Origin of the sequence: Cellulosimicrobium sp. CUA-896, assembly GCF_001942335.1 — a bacterium.
Taxonomy (GTDB): domain Bacteria; phylum Actinomycetota; class Actinomycetes; order Actinomycetales; family Cellulomonadaceae; genus Cellulosimicrobium.
The window spans coordinates 108,657-126,966 of record NZ_MKKH01000066.1 but is presented as its reverse complement, the minus strand read 5'-3'; the positions used below and the strand labels follow the sequence as shown (position 1 = coordinate 126,966).

The following is an 18,310-nucleotide window of genomic DNA, read 5'->3' as shown; positions in this document are numbered from 1 at the left end:
GTCGAGCGCTCGCTCGCGCGGGCGGGCGCGGAGCGGGACGCGGCCGAGGCCGCACGCGCGAGCGCGACGCCGCGGTCACGGGGGCGCGGACCCACGTCGACCAGCTCGCCACGCGGCTGCGGGAGCTGACCGACGTCGCGCACCGCGACGAGGTGGCGCGCGCGCAGCAGCAGCTGCGGATCGAGCAGCTCCAGGCGCGCAGCGTCGACGAGCTCGGCATGGACCCCGAGGTGCTCGTCGAGGAGTTCGGCCCGCACCGGCCCGTCCCCGTGTCGCCGCCGGCCGGCTCCGCGGACCCCGGCGACGAGGAGGGAGCCGCACCCTCGGTGCCCTACGACCGGGCGGCGCAGGAGAAGCGGCTCAAGGCGGCCGAGCGCGACCTGTCGCGGCTCGGGAAGGTCAACCCGCTCGCGCTCGAGGAGTTCGCGGCGCTGGAGGAGCGGCACAAGTTCCTGGCGGACCAGCTCGCCGACCTCAAGAAGTCGCGCGCCGACCTGCTCGAGATCGTGCGGCAGATCGACGAGCGCGTCGAGCGCGTGTTCGCCGACGCCTACCGCGACACGGCGGAGCAGTTCGAGCGGGTCTTCGCGCGCATGTTCCCGGGCGGGGAGGGGCGCCTCGTGCTCACGGACCCCGACGAACTCCTGACGACAGGTATCGAGGTCGAGGCCCGCCCCGCGGGCAAGAAGGTCAAGCGCCTCTCGCTGCTGTCCGGCGGCGAGCGATCGCTCACCGCCGTCGCGCTGCTCGTCGCGATCTTCAAGGCCCGGCCCTCGCCGTTCTACGTCATGGACGAGGTGGAGGCGGCGCTCGACGACGTCAACCTGGGACGCCTCCTCGAGATCTTCCGCGAGCTCCAGGAGGACTCGCAGCTCATCGTCGTCACGCACCAGAAGCGCACGATGGAGATCGCGGACGCGCTGTACGGGGTGACGATGCGGGGGGACGGCGTGACCACGGTCATCAGCCAGCGGCTGCGCGAGTCGCGCGAGCCCGCCGCGGTCTGAGGGGCGCGCCCTGGGCCCCGCCGCGTCCGGCGCGCACGGGGTGCGGAACGCGGCGATCCCGCCCCGTGTGAAGATGTGGTGGCGATCGTCGGCCGTGCCGCACGCCGCTCGACGCCCCCGAGCCGCTGCGGATACTGGTCCTCATGGCGTGGATGTTCGTGTGGCTCGGGATCACCCTCGGCGCGGCCGCGGTGGTGTTCCTCTTCGCCAGCGTCGTCGCCCGCGCGGAGACGCCGGCACCGGACGACGAGGGGCTGCGCGGCTTCTGGAGGAACTTCCGCTCGGGGCTGCGCGGCGGCCGACGGCGCGAGCCCCGCGGGACCGAGCGACCGGCCACCGTGCGGCTCCCGCGCCCGGTGGACACCAGCATGGACGACTTCTTCGCCGCCACCGAGGTCCACACCCCGGCGTACGTGGACGCGGAGGAGCTGACCGAGGTGTGGCACCGGGCGCGCGAGCGCGCCGTGCGGCCGCTGCACCACCACGGCGTGCGCGCGCGGCCCGTGGCGCATCCTGCTCCGCTCGGACCCGGGCACGGCGCCCTGCCCGCGCCCGTCCCTCCGGTGCCCTCTGCTCCCGTGCCGGCCCCGCCGCCCGACGGCCAGGACCGGGTGCCGCGCGCCTGACCGTCCCACGCGGCACCGTGGCCGCCGCGTGCCGCCGACCCCCGTCTGAGAGACTGCCCGCGTGAACGACCTCGCTCTCGTGTGGATCATCGTCGGCGCCCTGTTCCTCGTCGGCCTCGTCACCGCCGGCACCACGACCGTCCGTCGACGGCGCCGCGGCGCGCCGGGGCCGACCGTCCCGCGCGGGGCGACGACCGACGTCGGCCAGGAGCCGCCGGACGAGCGGGTCGCGGAGGCGGGGACGCCGCCGAGCACGCGCGAGCCCGCGCCTGCGACCGTCCCGGCCCCGGGCGTCGAGCGACCCGAGCCCGTCGGCGGCCGCCTCGTGCGCCTGCGCGACCGCCTCGCGCGCACGGGATCGCCGCTGGGGGCGCGCCTGCTGTCCGTGCTCTCGCGGGACCACCTGTCCGAGGACGACTGGGACGAGCTGGAGGAGACCCTCCTCCTCGCCGACGTGGGCGCGGGCCCCGCGGCCGAGCTCATGGAGTCGCTGCGCACCCGGGTGCGCGTGCTCGGCGTCCGGGACCCGCAGAGCGTGCGCGCGCTGCTGCGCGAGGAGCTCGTCGCGCTCGTCGACCCGACGCTCGACCGCAGCCTCGGGACGACGCCGAGCGTCGGGCCGGACGGGCCCGTGCCCGCGGTGGTCCTCGTCGTCGGCGTCAACGGGACCGGCAAGACGACCACGGTGGGCAAGCTCGCGCGCGTCCTCGTCGCGGAGGACCGCAGCGTCGTGCTCGGTGCCGCCGACACGTTCCGCGCCGCGGCGGCCGACCAGCTCCAGACGTGGGGCGCGCGGGTCGGCGTGCCCACCGTGCGCGCGGACCGGGACGGCGCGGACCCCGCCGCCGTCGCCTTCGACGCCGTGCGGCGCGGTCGCTCCGAGAACGTCGACGTCGTCCTCGTCGACACCGCCGGGCGCCTGCAGAACAAGGCCGGGCTCATGGACGAGCTCGGCAAGATCCGGCGCGTGATCACGAAGGAGGCCCCGCTGTCGGAGGTGCTCCTCGTGCTCGACGCGACGACGGGCCAGAACGGCCTCAACCAGGCGCGCGTCTTCGGCGAGGTCGCGGGGGTCACGGGCATCGTGCTCACGAAGCTCGACGGGACGGCGCGCGGCGGGATCGTCGTCGCGGTCCAGCGCGAGCTCGGCGTGCCGGTCAAGCTCGTCGGGCTCGGCGAGGGTCCCGACGACCTCGCGCCGTTCGACCCCGAGCAGTTCGTGGACGGGCTCCTGGGGGAGTGACGCGGGCGGCGGGCCCTCCTCGCGCGGGCCCGGTCCGCCGCCGCGCCCGCCGCCGCGCCCGTCGCCGTGCGCGCATCACGATCGGGTCACGGAGAGATCACGAGGGGATCGCGACGCGGGCCGGGCGGTCGCCCCGGGCCCTCGTGAAACCGAACGTTTACGCCGGACGGACGCTTGTCACATCCCCGTAACACGACGACAGCCCCGGTGAAACCCGGCGCGACCACCGTATTCCCTGACCGGCCGCCCGGCTGGCGAGGGGAGATTCACATGGAGCTGGACACCGGAGCTACCGCGTGGATGCTGATGTCAGCATCGCTCGTGCTCCTGATGACACCAGGGCTTGCGCTGTTCTACGGGGGCATGGTTCGCGGCAAGTCCGTACTGAACATGATGATGATGTCGTTCGGCGCGATGGCCGTCATCGGCGTCGTCTACGTCCTGTGGGGCTGGTCGATGTCCTACGGGTCGGACGTCGGGGGGATCATCGGCAACCCGTTCGAGCAGTTCGGCCTGTCGGGAGCGATCTACGACGACGCGGGCGAGTTCCTCGTGGACGACTACGGCGTTCCCGGCATCGTCGGCGTCGCGTTCCAGTCGACGTTCGCCATCATCACCACGGCGCTCATCTCCGGTGCGATCGCGGACCGCGTGAAGTTCGGCACCTGGATGGTCTTCACGGGCATCTGGGTCACGCTCTGCTACTTCCCGATGGCGCACATGGTGTGGGGCGGCGGCCTGCTGTCCGGTGACGGCCCGTTCGCCTCGATCGCCGCGCCGATCGACTTCGCGGGCGGCACGGTCGTCCACATCAACGCCGGTGCGGCGGGCCTCGCGCTCGCGCTCATCGTCGGCAAGCGCAAGGGCTTCGGCACCGAGCCGATGCGGCCCCACAACCTCCCGTTCGTGATGCTCGGCGCCGCGCTGCTGTGGTTCGGCTGGTTCGGGTTCAACGCCGGGTCCGCCTTCACCGCCGACGGCTTCGCCGGCCTCGCCTGGGTCAACACGACCGCGGCCACCGCCGCCGCCATCATCGGCTGGCTCGTCACCGAGAAGATCCGCGACGGCCACGCGACCTCGCTGGGCGCGGCCTCGGGCGTCGTGGCCGGTCTCGTCGCCATCACCCCGGCGGCCGGCTCGCTCGACCCGGTCGGCTCGCTCGTGCTGGGCGTCGTCGCCGGTGTGCTGTCGGCCCTCGCGGTCGGCCTCAAGTACCGGTTCGGCTACGACGACTCGCTCGACGTCGTCGGCGTGCACCTCGTCGCCGGCCTCTGGGGCACCGTCGGCATCGGCTTCCTCGCGACCGAGACGGGCCTGTTCTACGGCGGGGGCGTCAACCAGCTCCTGGTCCAGGTCATCATCGCGCTGGTCGCGGTCGCCTTCTCGCTCGTCGTCACGACGGTCATCGCGTTCGCCCTCAAGGCCACCATGGGCTGGCGGGTCAGCGAGGACGCGGAGGTCGGCGGCATCGACCTCGCGGTGCACGGCGAGACGGCGTACGAGACGATCCAGCAGGGAAGCGTCATCAAGGAGGTCCGAGCATGAAGCTCGTCACGGGAATCATCCAGCCGCACCGTCTCGACGACGTGAAGTCGGCGCTGGAGGCAGCGGGCGTGCGCGGCATGACCGTCAGCGAGGCCAGCGGCTACGGCCGCCAGAAGGGCCACACCGAGGTCTACCGCGGCGCCGAGTACACGGTCGACCTGGTCCCCAAGGTCCGCATCGAGGTGCTCGTCGACGACGCGGACTCGGTCGCCGTGACCGAGGCGATCGTCAAGGCGGCCCAGACCGGCAAGATCGGCGACGGCAAGGTCTGGACCGTCCCGGTCGAGGACGTCGCCCGGGTGCGCACCGGCGAGCACGGCCCCGGCGCCCTCTGAGGCGGCGGACACCACGCATGACGGACCACGCCTCGTCCCCGGTGGGCAGCGGGGGCGGGCCGGCGGACCGGACGGAGGTCCCGCACCCCGAGGGGGTGCGGGACCTCCGCGCTCGGACGCTGGGCCTCGCCCGATCCATGAGCGGCCGCGGCCGCAGCGGCGTCGCCCGGCGCGCCGCCGTCGTCGAGCTCGTCACCACGAGCCTCGAGAGCCTGTGGAAGGAGGCGACGGACGACGTCGCACCCGACGGCATCGCGCTCGCGGCGGTGGGCAGCCTCGGCCGCGGCGACATGGGGCCGGTGAGCGACCTCGACCTCGTCCTCGTCCACGACGGGCGCAGCCACTCCGCCGACGAGGTCGCGCAGGTCGCCCAGCGGCTCTGGTACCCGCTCTGGGACGCCGGCGTCGACCTCGACCACGCGGTGCGCTCGCTCGCCCAGTGCCGCCAGGTCGCGTCGAAGGACGTCCCGGCCGCGGTGGGCTGGCTCGACGTCCGCGCGGTGGCGGGGGACGCCGTCGTCGTGCACCGCGCGTCGTCGGCGGTGCTCACCGACTGGCGCTCGGCGTCGCGGCGCCGGCTGCCCGAGCTGCTGTCCTCCACGCGCGAGCGGGCCGAGCGCGCGGGGGAGCTCGCGTACCTCGTCGAGCCGGACCTCAAGGAGGCCCGCGGCGGGATCCGCGACGCGGTCGTCCTCTCGGCCCTCGCGGCGACGTGGCTGACGGACCGTCCGCACGGCTCGGTCGACCGTGCGTACGCGCACCTGCTCGACGTGCGCGACACGCTGCAGGTCGTCACGGGCCGGCACAGCAGCAGGCTGCTGCTGGCCGACCTCGACGAGGTCGCCGACCTGTCGGGGTTCGACGACCCGGACGAGCTGCTCGCGAGCCTCGCCGAGGCCGGCCGCGAGATCTCGTACGCCCTGGACACGACGGTGCGGCGCGCACGCCAGGCCCTGCAGCGCCCGTCGGTGGCCCGCCGGCCCGTGCTGGTGCGCGGCCGGCGCGCCGCCCCGCGCCTGCGCTCGGTGGGAGACGGGCTGGTCGAGCACGACGGCGAGCTCGTGCTCGCGGTCGACGCCCACCCGGAGTCGGACCCGCTGCTGTCCCTGCGCGCCGCCGCGACCGCGGCACGCACCGGGCTGACGCTCTCGCCGGTCTCCGTCGCGAGCCTCGCGCAGTGCCCGCCCCTGCCCGAGCCGTGGCCGAAGCCCGCACGCACCGCGTTCCTGTCCCTCCTCGCGTCCGGTCAGGCGCAGGTCGCGGTCTGGGAGGCGCTCGACCTCGCGGGCGTGGTCACCCGCTGGATCCCCGAGTGGGCGGGGGTCCGCAACCGTCCGCAGCGCGCCGCCGTCCACCGGCACACCGTCGACCGGCACCTCGTGGAGGTCGTGGCGCGGGCCGCGCGCGACCGCAAGGACGTGGCGCGCGCCGACGTGCTGCTCCTGTCCGCGGTGCTGCACGACATCGGCAAGCGGGCCGGGGCCGCCGACCACTCGGTCGAGGGTGCGCGGCTCGCACCGCCGATCCTGCGACGGATGGGGTTCGACGAGGGCGTCGTGGCCGACGTCGCGCGCCTCGTGCGCCACCACCTCACCCTCTCGCGGCTCGCCGTGACCCAGGACCCCGACGACCCGGCGACCGTCGCCGAGCTGGCCGCGGCCGTCGACCACCGGGTCGACCTGCTCGAGGTGCTGCGCGCCCTCACCGAGGCGGACGCGTCGTCGCTGCGCCCGGGCGCGTGGACGGCGTGGCGCGCCCGGCTCGTGGACGACCTCGTGGGTGCGACGGCGAGCGCGCTGCGGGCCGAGGGCGGGCAGGAGGGTTCCGCCGGGTAGGCTGGTCGCTCGCGGACGCGCGGGCGCGCGGCGCTCCCCGGCATCGAGGAGAGCCGCTGCGCCGTCGGCACGCGATCCGCACGAGACGACCGGCGACTGATGAGGATGACGCGGTGTTCAACACGCTGTCGGACCGACTGACCTCGACCTTCAAGAACCTGCGGACGAAGGGTCGGCTGTCGGAGGCGGACATCGACGCGACGATCCGCGAGATCCGTCGCGCCCTGCTCGACGCCGACGTCGCCGTGCCCGTGGTGCGCGAGTTCACGGGCACGGTCCGCGAGCGCTCCCTGTCCGCCGAGGTCTCGGGCGCGCTCAACCCCGCCCAGCAGGTCGTCAAGATCGTCAACGAGGAGCTCGTGGCGATCCTCGGCGGCGAGAGCCGGGGACTGCGGCTGTCGAAGACCCCGCCGACGGTGATCATGCTCGCCGGCCTCCAGGCGCCGGGAAGACGACGCTCGCGGGCAAGCTCGCGCTCCACCTGCGCGAGCAGGGCCACACGCCGCTCCTCGTCGCGGCCGACCTCCAGCGCCCCAACGCCGTCACCCAGCTGTCGGTGGTCGGCGAGCGCGCCGGCGTCCCCGTGTTCGCCCCGCACCCCGGCAACCAGAGCGACGTCGAGGTCGACGACGTCATCGGCGACCCGGTCGCCGTCGCGCGCGACGGTCTCCAGACCGCGCGCCAGCGCCAGCACGACGTGGTGATCGTCGACACCGCCGGCCGGCTCGGCCTCGACTCCGTGCTCATGCAGCAGGCCGCGGACATCCGCGACGCGGTGACGCCGGACGAGATCCTGTTCGTCATCGACGCGATGATCGGCCAGGACGCCGTCGCGACCGCGAAGGCCTTCGAGGAGGGCGTCGACTTCACCGGCGTCGTACTCACCAAGCTCGACGGCGACGCGCGCGGTGGCGCCGCGCTGTCCGTCACGGGCGTCACCGGACGCCCGATCCTCTTCGCGTCCACCGGTGAGAAGCTCACCGACTTCGAGGCGTTCCACCCCGACCGCATGGCGTCGCGGATCCTCGACATGGGCGACGTCCTCACGCTCATCGAGCAGGCCGAGAAGGCGTTCGACGCCGAGCAGGCCGCGAAGATGGCCGAGAAGCTCGAGTCCGGTCAGGACTTCACGCTCGCGGACTTCCTGGTGCAGATGCAGCAGATGAAGAACATGGGCTCGATGAAGAAGATGCTGGGCATGCTGCCCGGCATGGGGCAGATGCGCGAGGCCCTCGAGAACTTCGACGAGCGCGAGGTCGACCGCATCGAGGCGATCATCCGCTCGATGACCCCGGCGGAGCGCGAGAACCCGAAGATCATCAACGGCTCGCGGCGCGCGCGCATCGCACGCGGCTCCGGGCGCACGACGGCCGACGTCAACCAGCTCCTCGAGCGCTTCGCGGGCGCGCAGAAGATGATGCGCCAGATGGGCAAGGGCGGCGGCATGCCGGGCATGCCGGGGATGGGCGGCCTCCCCGGGATGGGCGGCAAGAAGTCGCGCGGCCGCCAGACGCCGCAGCGCAAGGTCAAGGGCAAGTCGGGCAACCCGGCGAAGCGCGCCGCGCAGGAGCGCGCCGCCGCGGCCCGGGCAGCAGGCGAGGCGCCGCGCTCCTCGGCGCCGGCAGGGTCGTCGTTCGGCGTGGGCGGCGGCAGCCGGGCGCCCAGGTCCCCGACGACGTGCAGCTGCCGCCCGGCTTCGACAAGCTGCTCGGCCGCTGAGCCGCGGCCGTCCGTCCGCCGCCGGCACCACGAGTCCGTCCCCGGGAGCAGCATGTCCGCGCTCGAAGGCCCCACGCTGCACGTCCGCGGCCGCGTCCTCGTCGGGGACGACCGCGAGGTCGGCGACCTGTGGGTCAAGGACGGGCGCGTCACCCTGACGCGGCCGTCCGCGCAGGGCACCAGGATGGTCGAGCTCGAGGGGTGGGTCCTGCCGGGCCTGGTGGACGTGCACTGCCACGTCGGGCTCGGCGCGGACGGGGCGGTCGACGCCGCGACGGCGCAGGAGCAGGCGGTCGCCGACCGTGACAGCGGCGTCCTGCTCGTGCGGGACGCCGGCTCCCCGGCGGACACGCGGTGGATCCAGGCGCGCGACGACCTCCCGCGGCTGGTGCGTGCCGGACAGCACCTCGCGCGCCCCAAGCGGTACCTGCGGCACTACGGGCTCGAGCTGGACGACGTCGCGCAGCTCCCCGAGGCGGTCCGGCGCGAGGCGCGCTCGGGGGACGGGTGGGTCAAGCTCGTCGGCGACTGGATCGACCGTGACCTCGGCGCCGACGGCGACCTGCGTCCGCTGTGGCCCGACGACCTGCTCGCCGAAGCCGTCGCCGTCGCGCACGCCGAGGCCGCCCGCGTCACGGTGCACGCGTTCTCCGAGGAGGTCGTGCCGTCGCTGCTCGCGGCGGGGGTCGACGGCATCGAGCACGGCACGGGCATCCGCCCCGAGGTCATGGCCGAGGTCGCGGAGCGCGGCGTCGCCGTGACCCCGACGCTGCTCCAGGTCGGCCGGTTCGAGGACATCGCCCGCCGGGCCGACGACCGGTACCCCCGGTTCGCCGCGCGCATGCGCCGGTTGCACGCGCGCCGGTACGAGCAGGCCCGTGCCCTCCACGAGGCGGGCGTGCCGCTCCTCGTCGGGACGGACGCGGGGGGCACGATCGGGCACGGACGCGTCGCCGACGAGTGCGCCGAGCTCGTCGCGGCGGGCATCCCGGCCGCCGACGTCGTCGCTGCCGCGAGCTGGCAGGGGCGCGCTCACCTGGGCTTCACGTCGCTCGTGGAGGGCGCGTCCGCGGACTTCGTCGTCTACCCGGCGGACCCGCGGCGCGACATCGACGTGCTGCGGGCGCCGACCGCCGTCGTGCTGCGGGGCCAGGTCGTCGCGCCGCGGCCCACCTGACCGCGCCGCCGGGACGGTCGTCGGCGGCTTGGTCGCCCGTCGCCGGTCTGGCACAATGTCCCGGTACCCGGCATGCCCGGCCCCTCTCACCGTGCCTGTCGCGTCCTGAGCTCCCACAGCGGTCCTGGCCCCACCAGGACGCGTGCGCGCTCACCCACACCAGAACCAGGAGTGACCACCACAGTGGCCGTCAAGATTCGTCTGAAGCGTCTCGGCAAGATCCGTGCGCCGTACTACCGTGTCGTCGTCGCCGACTCGCGCACCAAGCGCGACGGTCGCGTGATCGAGGAGATCGGCAAGTACCACCCGACCGAGGAGCCCTCGTTCATCGAGATCACCTCGGACCGCGCGCAGTACTGGCTCGGTGTCGGCGCGCAGCCGTCCGAGCAGGTCCTCGCGCTCCTGAAGATCACCGGCGACTGGCAGAAGTTCAAGGGCCTGCCCGGCGCCGAGGGCACGCTCAAGGTCAAGGGCGAGAAGGCCGACGCCACCGCCGCGGTCGAGGCCGCTGCGGCCGACGCCGAGAAGATCAAGGCCAAGGCCGCGGAGAAGAAGGCGGAGGCGCCCGCGGAGGCCGCCGAGTCCGACGACACCGCGTCGAGCGACGAGCAGGCCTGATGCTCGCGGACGCCCTCGAGCACCTCGTGCGCGGCATCGTGGACAACCCGGACGACGTCCGGGTGAACGCCAAGACGCTGCGCCGTGGTGACCTGCTCGAGGTGCGGGTGCACCCCGACGACCTCGGCCGGGTCATCGGCCGGGGCGGGCGCACGGCGCGCGCGCTGCGCACCGTCGTCGGGCGCTCGCGACCGACGGGCCGGTGCGGGTCGACGTCGTCGACGTCGACCGCCGCTGAGCGCGTCCACGCACGACCCCGTCCCACGGGACACCGAGACCCGGCCCGCCGCCCGGCGGGCCGGGTCTTCTCGCACCCGGGGCGCGACCGGGGCACGAGCGCCGCGACGACAGGAGCGACGGCGGTCGCGACGACACAGGCCCACACCGAACGACCGGAGGACAACGACGATGCAGCTGACCGTCGCCCGCATCGGGAAGGCCCACGGACTGCGCGGGGAGGTCGCGCTCGACGTGCGCACCGACGACCCCGAGGCGCGGCTCGCCGTCGGTGCGGCGCTGCCCACCGAGCCGGCCGACGCCGGCCCGCTCACCGTGGTGTCCGCCCGCGTGCACCAGGGCCGCTGGCTCGTCCGCTTCGAGGGCGTCGCGGACCGCACCGCCGCCGAGGCGCTGCGCGGCGTCGAGCTCGTCGTGGACGTCGAGGAGTCCGACGAGGAGGACGCCTGGTACGCGCACGAGCTGGCCGGGCTGCGCGCCGAGTCCGTCGACGGGACCGAGCTCGGGCGTGTCGAAGGGCTCCAGGAGGCCCCGGCGCACGACCTGCTCGTCCTGCGCGAGCCCGACGGCACGCGCACGCTCGTCCCGTTCGTCCGAGCCATCGTGCCCGTCGTGGACGTCCCGGGCGGACGCGTCGTCCTCGACCCGCCCGGCGGCCTCCTCGCGTCGGACGCGGCGCGGCTCGACGTCGCGACGCCCGAGGAGGACTGACGTGCGCGTCGACGTCGTCTCGATCTTCCCCGACTACCTCGCCGCGCTCGACCTGTCTCTCGTCGGCAAGCGCGCGCGGCGGGCATCCTCGACCTGCGCGTGCACGACCTGCGCGCCTGGACCAGCGACCGGCACCGCACGGTGGACGACACGCCGTTCGGCGGGGGAGCGGGCATGGTCATGCGGCCCGACGTGTGGGGGCGTGCGATCGACGCCGTCGCGGGCCTCGACGCGGGCGTCGTGGGCGACGTGGGCGACGCGGACCCCGACAGGAGCGACGACGCGGTGCCGCCCGCGAGGAGCGGCGCCCCGGTGCACCTCGTGATCCCCACGCCGTCGGGCACCACCTTCACCCAGCGCACGGCCGAGGAGCTGGCACGCGAGGGACACCTCGTCGTGGCGTGCGGGCGGTACGAGGGCATCGACGCGCGCGTGGCCGAGCACTACCGGTCCCGGGGCGTGCGGGTCAGCGAGCTGTCGATCGGGGACTACGTGCTCAACGGGGGCGAGGTGGCCGCCCTCGTGGTCGTCGAGGCGGTGGCGCGACTGCTCCCCGGCGTCGTCGGGAACCCGGAGTCCCTCGTCGAGGAGTCGCACGGCGCGGCCGGGCTGCTGGAGTACCCCGTCTACACGAAGCCGCCCGCCTGGGCGGACCTCGAGGTGCCGGACGTGCTGCTGTCCGGCCACCACGCGCGGATCCACCGCTGGCGCCGCGACGAGGCCCTGCGTCGCACGGCCGCCCGCCGCCCGGACATGGTCCGCGCGCTCGACGCCGCGACGCTCGACGCGCACGACGTCGACGTGCTCGCGGAGGCGGGGTGGCAGGTCCGCGACGGGCGCCTGGAGCTCGCCGACCGCGACTGACGCCGTGCGCCGGCGCCGCCGGGAGGGCCGCCGCGCCGGTGTGGCAGAATGAGTCCTCGGTGTGCGCCGATTCCCGGTCTCTGCCACAGGGGACGACCGGGAGCCGTAGGCGCGCCGACCGGCCCGGCGCGACGCGCCGGCAGGGTCGTGCACCGTCCTGACGAGAACCGCCCGGCACGACCGGGCACGAGCACGCGTCCGACCTGTGGCGGGCGAGGAGAAGCACCATGCACACGCTGGACAGCGTCGACGCGGCATCGCTGCGCACCGACGTCCCGGACTTCCGCCCCGGTGACACGCTGAAGGTCAACGTCAAGGTCGTCGAGGGCAACCGCTCCCGCGTCCAGGCCTTCCAGGGCGTCGTCATCGCGCGCCAGGGCCACGGCGTCCGCGAGACCTTCACGGTCCGCAAGATCAGCTTCGGCGTCGGCGTCGAGCGCACGTTCCCGGTGCACTCGCCCACGATCGAGTCCGTCGAGGTCGTCACCCGCGGCGACGTCCGCCGGGCGAAGCTGTACTACCTGCGCGCGCTGCGCGGCAAGAAGGCGAAGATCAAGGAGAAGCGCGAGACCGCGCCCGCTCGCTGATCGACCCTGTGCGCACGGGCGGCCGTCCCCTCCGGGGCGGCCGCCCGTCGTCGTCCGGGCGGGCCGCCGCCGACGGCCCGCCCGACACCCGTCCCTCGTTTTCCCGGATGCACCTCGAAGATGGCATGGTGAACGCGTGACCGACAGCGCCTCCTCCAGCGGCTCGCGACCCGACGCCCGCCCCCCGCGCGCGTCCGCGGCAGCCGTCGACGCCTCCGCGGGGGACGACGTCCCCGGCGAGGAGCGTCCGGCGGGGCCGCCCGAGCGCCCCGCCGGGCGGACGTCGCGCGCCCGCAAGCCGTCGCTGCTGCGCGAGACGGCGATCATCGTCGTGAGCGCGCTGGTCCTGTCGCTGCTCATCAAGACCTTCCTCGTGCAGGCCTTCTTCATCCCGAGCGCCTCGATGGAGGACACGCTCGTCGAGGGGGACCGCGTCATGGTGTCCCGGCTCGTCCCCGGCGCGTTCGACGTCCACCGTGGTGACGTCGTCGTCTTCAAGGACCCGGGAGGCTGGCTGCCGCCCGCTCCGCCGCAGGACCAGAGCCCGTTCGCCGAGGCGGTCCGCACCGCCCTGACGTTCGTGGGCCTGCTCCCGCAGGACACCGGCGAGCACCTCATCAAGCGCGTCGTCGGGGTCCCCGGCGACCACGTCGTGTGCTGCGACGCCGAAGGACGCGTGAGCGTCAACGGCGAGCCCGTCGACGAGACGTACATCAAGCCCGGCTCGGTCCCGAGCCAGGACCCGTTCGACCGGACCGTGCCGGACGACATGCTGTTCGTCATGGGCGACAACCGGCAGAACTCGCAGGACTCGCGCTACAACACCGGCAAGCCCGGGGGCGGCTACGTCCCGATGGGCAACGTGGTCGGCACCGCCTTCGTCAAGGTCTGGCCGCTCTCGCACGCCGAGCTTCTGCGCAACCCCGGTGACGTGTTCGCCGACGTGCCCGCGGACGAGCCGTGACCCTCCCGGTCGTGGACGCCGGCGGTGCCGGGGACCGCGACGCTCCGCGGCGTGCCGGGCGTGACGCCCGCGCGGCGGCGCGCACGCCGGTCCGGCGACGGCGTCCCGACCTGCGCCAGGAGCGTGCGCTGCTGCGCGGGGGCGCACGCGTGGTCGCCGGGATGGACGAGGTCGGCCGCGGCGCGCTCGCGGGCCCCGTGTCGGTGGGGGTGGTCGTCGTCGACCTGACCACGAGGCCGTGCCCGCCCGGCCTGACCGACTCCAAGCTGCTCACCGCCGCGGCGCGCGAGGCGCTCGTCCCGCTCGCCCGGTCCTGGTGCCTCGCCTGGGCGGTCGGGCACGCGGGGCCCGCCGAGATCGACGCGCACGGCATCGTCGGCGCCCTCCGCCTCGCGGGCAGACGAGCCCTCGCGCAGGTACGACGCACCGTCGGGGACGTCGACGCGGTGCTGCTCGACGGCAAGCACGACTGGCTGAGCCGCCCGGCCGCCGTCGACCTCTTCGAGGCGTTCGACCTCGACCCGCACGGCGACGACCGCCTGCTCGAACCGCACGTGCGGACCCTGGTCAAGGCCGACCTGCAGTGCGCGTCCGTCGCCGCGGCGAGCGTGCTCGCGAAGACCGAGCGCGACGGGCTGATGACCAACCTGGCGCGGCAGTACTCCGCGTTCGGCTGGGACCAGAACAAGGGCTACGGCGCGGCGAACCACGTCGCGGCGCTGCGCGAGCACGGCCCCACGCCGCAGCACCGGCGCAGCTGGCGGCTGCCCGGCAGCCACGACGGTGCCGACGGTGCCGACGGCACTCTCGGCGACGGGGGCGCGCCCGACCGGCGCGACGTCCTGGTGCTCCAGGACGCGGTGGCGATGACGGCGCTCGACGAGGCCGCGCTCGACGAGGCCGCGCTGGACGAGGCCGCGCTGGACGAGGCCGCGCCGGACGAGGTCGGGCACGACGGGTCGGCCTCGTCCGAGGTGGCCCTCGACCTCAGGCTCGACGCCGTGGCGGCGCACCGCGGCTGAGCCACGGCTCGCGGCCTCGATGGTCCATGATGGGAGCGTGAGTGCCGAAGACCTCGAGAACTACGAGACCGAGATGGAGCTCGCGCTGTACCGCGAGTACCGCGACGTGGTGGGTCTGTTCTCGTACGTGGTGGAGACCGAACGCCGCTTCTACCTGGCGAACCAGGTCGACCTCCAGGTGCGCTCGGCCGCGGGCGAAGTCTACTTCGAGCTGCGCCTCGCGGACGCGTGGGTCTGGGACGTCTACCGGTCGGCACGGTTCGTGAAGTCGGTGCGTGTGGTGACGTTCAAGGACGTCAACGTCGAGGAGCTCGCGAAGGCCGAGCTCCAGCTCTGAGGCCGCGGCGCCTCTGAGGCTCTGCGCCGCCGCACGGGTGCGCTGGCCGTGCACAGGCACGGCCGCCGGGGGTCTCGTCCCCAGCCGCGCGACGGCGCGTGGCGGGAGCGTCCGGCGTGGGCGCACCGTGGGCCGCGGAGGTGAGCCCATGGGAGCGAAGGACGCCGTCGGGCGGTACGGGGAGAGGGTGGCCGCGGCCCACCTGGTCGAGGCGGGGTGGACCGTGCTCGACCGCAACTGGCGCGGGCACGACGGCGAGCTCGACGTCGTCGCGCTCGACGGGGACGTGCTCGTCGCCGTCGAGGTCAAGACGCGCCGAGGCACCGCCTACGGGCACCCGGCGCAGGCCGTGACGCCGGCGAAGCTGGCGCGGCTGCGCCGGCTCACCGGCCAGTGGCTCGCGACGCACGACGTGGGCGCGCGCTCGGTGCGCATCGACGTGGTGGCGGTCGTCGTGCCGCGTGCCGGCGCCGCGCAGGTCGAGCACCTCGCGGGGGTGAGCGCCTGATGGCCCTCGGTACCACGCGCGCCGTCGCGCTCGTCGGCCTGACCGGTCACGTCGTCGAGGTCCAGGCGCACATCGCGGCCTCCGTCCCGGGGTTCGTCCTCGTGGGTCTGCCGGACACGGCGCTCAGCGAGTCGCGCGACCGCGTGCGCGCGGCCGTCGCGTCGTCGGGCCTGACGTGGCCGCAGCGCAAGATCACCGTCAACCTCTCACCCGCCGCGCTGCCGAAGTCCGGGACGACGTTCGACCTCGCGATCGCGGTCGCGACGCTCGCCGGCGCCGGGATCCTCGGCACCTCCGACGTCGAGCGCGTCGTGCACCTGGGGGAGCTCGGTCTCGACGGCAGGCTGCAGCCGGTGCGAGGGGTCCTCCCGGCGGTGGCGGCGGCGGTCGACGCGGGGTTCCCCGACGTCGTGGTGCCGGCGGCCGACGAGCCGGAGGCGCGGCTGGTGCCCGGCGCGCGGGTCGTCGGGGCCGTCGACCTCGCCGACGTCGCGCGGCTCCACGGGGCCGACCTCGAGCGACCTGCGGGGCACGTGGCGGTCCCGGCCGCGCGGCCGTCCGCCGTCGTGCGTCGCGACGGCGACCTCGTCGACGTGCTCGGCCAGGACGAGGCGCGCCACGCGCTCGAGGTGGCGGCGGCCGGCGGCCACCACCTCCTCCTCGTCGGGGCACCTGGTGCCGGGAAGACGATGCTCGCCTCCCGCCTGCCCGGGATCCTGCCCGACCTCACGGAGAGCGAGGCCGTCGAGGTCACGGCGGTGCACTCGGTCGCCGGCGTCTTCGACCCCGGGGCGGGGCTGGTGCGCCGCCCTCCGTTCGAGGACCCGCACCACACCGCCACGCCCGCGGCCATCGTCGGGGGCGGCAGCGGTCTGCCGAGGCCGGGAGCGGCGTCGCGCGCGCACCGGGGCGTGCTGTTCCTCGACGAGGCGCCCGAGTTCGGGGCGCGCGTGCTGCAGACGCTGCGCCAGCCGCTCGAGCACGGCGAGCTGGTGATCCACCGCGCCGGAGGCACCGCGCGGTACCCGGCCCGCTTCCAGCTCGTCCTCGCCGCGAACCCGTGCCCCTGCGGCAGGGCCGTGGGCAAGGGGCTGGACTGCACGTGCAGCGCCGTCGCGCAGCGGCGGTACTTCGGCCGCCTCTCGGGGCCGCTGCTCGACCGCGTCGACGTCCAGGTCGAGGTGCGTCCGGTCTCGCGGGTCGAGCGCGCGAACGGTGCGCGCCCCGAGTCGAGCGCCGCCGTGGCCGCACGCGTCCGCGCCGCGCGGGAGGCGGCCGCCGCCCGCCTCGCCGGGACGGGCTGGCGCACGAACGCCGAGGTCCCGGGCACGTGGCTGCGGGACCGGCTGGGGCCGGACCCCGCGCTGCTGCGCGACGTCGACACCGCGCTCGACCGTGGGTCCCTGAGCCTGCGCGGCGCCGACCGCGTGCTGCGCCTCGCCTGGACGGTCGCGGACCTCGCCGGTCGCGCGGCGCCGTCACGGGCCGACATCGGCCAGGGTCTCGCGCTGCGCACGCGGGGTCACCGTGGCTGACCGGGTGGTCGCCCCGGGGTCCCACCCGGAGCCGGTCTTCGACGTCGCCGACGACCGGCTCGCCCGCGCGGCGTGGTGCCGGATCGCCGAGCCCGGGGACGAGGTCGCCGGCGCACTGGTGCGCGCCCTCGGGGCGGCGGAGGCGCTCGCGTGGGTCTACGACGCCGTGCGGGAACCGGCGGCGGCGCGCAGCACGCTCGCCCACCTCGGGGAGCAGGCCCGGCCGCCCGGCGCGCCGGCGGAGCGCCCCGCACCGGGCCGACGCGCGGTGCTCGCCGGCGTCCTCCCGATGGAGCCGGAGCGCGAGCGGCAGGGTCCGGTGCCGCGGGTCCTGCGCGCCCTCGGCCGGTGGGCGCCGCGCCTCGAGGGCCTGGATCCCCGGCGCGAGCTGCACGTGCTCGAGCGGCTCGGTGGCGCCTTCCTCGTGCCCGGCGACCCGGGATGGCCGGCACGGGTCGACGACCTCGGCCCGGCGGCACCGCTCGGGCTCTGGGTCCGGGGAGCGCCCGACCTCGCGGCCGCGTCCCGTCGGTCGGTCGCCGTGGTCGGTGCCCGCGCCTGCACCGACTACGGGCGGCACGTCACCGGCGAGCTCGCGACCGGGCTCGCCGGACGCGGCTTCACGGTCGTGTCCGGCGGGGCGTACGGGATCGACGCCATGGCGCACCGGGGTGCGCTCGCCGCCGACGGTCCCACCGTCGCGTTCCTCGCCGGGGGCGTCGACCGCCTGTACCCCGCCGGGAACGTCGAGCTGCTGCGTACGGTGACGGCGTCCGGCGGTGCCGTGGTGTCCGAGGTGCCGCCGGGATCCGTGCCCAGCCGCGTCCGGTTCCTGCTGCGCAACCGGCTCATCGCGGCGTTCTCCGGGGCGACGGTCGTCGTGGAGGCGGCGTGGCGGTCGGGGTCCCTGAGCACGGCGGCGCGCGCAGCGGAGCTCTCGCGGCCCGTCGGCGTCGTGCCCGGCCCGGTGACGTCGATGGCGTCGTCAGGCTGCCACCGGCTGCTGCGCGACGGGACCGCCGTCTGCGTGACGGACGCGGCCGAGGTCGCGGAGCTCGCGGGAGAGCTGGGGCGGGACGCGCTCCAGCCCGGGCCGCCGCCCGACGGGGAACGGGCAGCGCCGCACGACGGCCTCGACGAGGTCGAGACGAGGGCGTGGGACGCGTTGCCGCTGCGCGTCGGCCGGCCGGTCGGGTCGGTCGCGCGCACCGCCGGTCTCGCCGTGCCCGAGACGCTCGGAGCGCTCGGCCGGCTCGAGCTGTCGGGCCACGCCGAGCGCGTGGCGGGCGGATGGCGCCGGGTCGTCCCCCCGGAGGGGGCCGGCAGTGCGTGACGGGGCGGGTCGGCCACCGGGCCGCCCCGCGCCCGGAGCGCCTGCGGGGGCCCGCGGGCCGTGCACGGCACACTGGGACGTGGACCACCGGAGGCGACCTGCGACGC

General features: G+C 75.3%; 16 protein-coding genes and 3 pseudogenes. All 19 read left to right on the top strand.

Annotated features, from left to right (window positions below; genetic code table 11):
• On the top strand, positions 1-1,007 hold a 1,007-nt coding region (locus tag BJF88_RS16195), incomplete at its 5' end, for an AAA family ATPase (protein WP_158068962.1).
• 143 nt (positions 1,008-1,150) lie between these two features.
• On the top strand, positions 1,151-1,633 hold the full coding sequence (locus BJF88_RS16190; protein WP_075829534.1) for a hypothetical protein: 483 nt from the start codon (positions 1,151-1,153) through the stop codon (positions 1,631-1,633).
• Positions 1,634-1,694: 61 nt separating this feature from the next.
• Positions 1,695-2,876 (top strand): signal recognition particle-docking protein FtsY, encoded by a 1,182-nt coding sequence (gene ftsY / locus BJF88_RS16185; RefSeq protein WP_075829533.1) that lies wholly within the window; start codon positions 1,695-1,697, stop codon positions 2,874-2,876.
• A 270-nt stretch (positions 2,877-3,146) separates the two neighbouring features.
• Positions 3,147-4,421: an ammonium transporter gene (locus tag BJF88_RS16180; protein ID WP_075829532.1), complete on the top strand. Its 1,275-nt coding sequence runs from the start codon at positions 3,147-3,149 to the stop codon at positions 4,419-4,421.
• The gene (locus BJF88_RS16175) at positions 4,418-4,756 is read left to right on the top strand and encodes a P-II family nitrogen regulator (RefSeq protein WP_075829531.1); all 339 of its coding nucleotides are present in this window, start codon (positions 4,418-4,420) and stop codon (positions 4,754-4,756) included. The genes BJF88_RS16180 and BJF88_RS16175 overlap by 4 nt, the downstream gene beginning before the upstream one ends.
• 17 nt (positions 4,757-4,773) lie before the next feature.
• Positions 4,774-6,591 carry a [protein-PII] uridylyltransferase gene (locus BJF88_RS16170; protein WP_075829530.1) on the top strand — a complete coding sequence of 606 codons (1,818 nt, stop codon included), beginning with the start codon at positions 4,774-4,776 and terminating at the stop codon, positions 6,589-6,591.
• 113 nt (positions 6,592-6,704) lie between these two features.
• A pseudogene (gene ffh / locus BJF88_RS16165) lies at positions 6,705-8,310 on the top strand (signal recognition particle protein).
• A gap of 52 nt (positions 8,311-8,362) precedes the next feature.
• Complete coding sequence (locus BJF88_RS16160) at positions 8,363-9,487, top strand: amidohydrolase family protein (RefSeq protein ID WP_075829529.1); 1,125 nt, start codon at positions 8,363-8,365, stop codon at positions 9,485-9,487.
• A gap of 183 nt (positions 9,488-9,670) precedes the next feature.
• Positions 9,671-10,105, top strand: coding sequence for a 30S ribosomal protein S16 (gene rpsP, locus BJF88_RS16155; protein WP_075829528.1), 435 nt, complete (start codon positions 9,671-9,673; stop codon positions 10,103-10,105).
• Positions 10,105-10,343, top strand: a pseudogene (locus BJF88_RS16150) (RNA-binding protein). Before rpsP ends, BJF88_RS16150 begins: the two are co-directional and overlap by 1 nt.
• Positions 10,344-10,513: 170 nt before the next feature.
• A complete protein-coding gene (rimM, locus tag BJF88_RS16145; RefSeq protein WP_075829527.1) occupies positions 10,514-11,053 on the top strand; it encodes a ribosome maturation factor RimM in 540 nt (179 codons plus the stop codon).
• Position 11,054: 1 nt separating this feature from the next.
• A pseudogene (trmD, locus tag BJF88_RS16140) lies at positions 11,055-11,917 on the top strand (tRNA (guanosine(37)-N1)-methyltransferase TrmD).
• Between the two features lie 227 nt (positions 11,918-12,144).
• Positions 12,145-12,504, top strand: coding sequence for a 50S ribosomal protein L19 (rplS, locus tag BJF88_RS16135; RefSeq protein WP_069387031.1), 360 nt, complete (start codon positions 12,145-12,147; stop codon positions 12,502-12,504).
• Between the two features lie 136 nt (positions 12,505-12,640).
• On the top strand, positions 12,641-13,468 hold the full coding sequence (gene lepB / locus BJF88_RS16130) for a signal peptidase I (protein ID WP_255372102.1): 828 nt from the start codon (positions 12,641-12,643) through the stop codon (positions 13,466-13,468).
• Positions 13,465-14,490, top strand: coding sequence for a ribonuclease HII (locus tag BJF88_RS23890; protein ID WP_369824649.1), 1,026 nt, complete (start codon positions 13,465-13,467; stop codon positions 14,488-14,490). Before lepB ends, BJF88_RS23890 begins: the two co-directional genes overlap by 4 nt.
• A 37-nt stretch (positions 14,491-14,527) precedes the next feature.
• On the top strand, positions 14,528-14,827 hold the full coding sequence (locus BJF88_RS16120) for a DUF2469 domain-containing protein (RefSeq protein ID WP_024840525.1): 300 nt from the start codon (positions 14,528-14,530) through the stop codon (positions 14,825-14,827).
• 148 nt (positions 14,828-14,975) lie between these two features.
• The gene (locus BJF88_RS16115) at positions 14,976-15,335 is read left to right on the top strand and encodes a YraN family protein (RefSeq protein ID WP_075829526.1); all 360 of its coding nucleotides are present in this window, start codon (positions 14,976-14,978) and stop codon (positions 15,333-15,335) included.
• Positions 15,335-16,870 (top strand): YifB family Mg chelatase-like AAA ATPase, encoded by a 1,536-nt coding sequence (locus BJF88_RS16110; protein ID WP_075829525.1) that lies wholly within the window; start codon positions 15,335-15,337, stop codon positions 16,868-16,870. Before BJF88_RS16115 ends, BJF88_RS16110 begins: the two co-directional genes overlap by 1 nt.
• Positions 16,863-18,203 (top strand): DNA-processing protein DprA, encoded by a 1,341-nt coding sequence (gene dprA, locus BJF88_RS16105; RefSeq protein ID WP_075829524.1) that lies wholly within the window; start codon positions 16,863-16,865, stop codon positions 18,201-18,203. The genes BJF88_RS16110 and dprA overlap by 8 nt, the downstream gene beginning before the upstream one ends.
• Positions 18,204-18,310 lie beyond the last annotated feature (107 nt).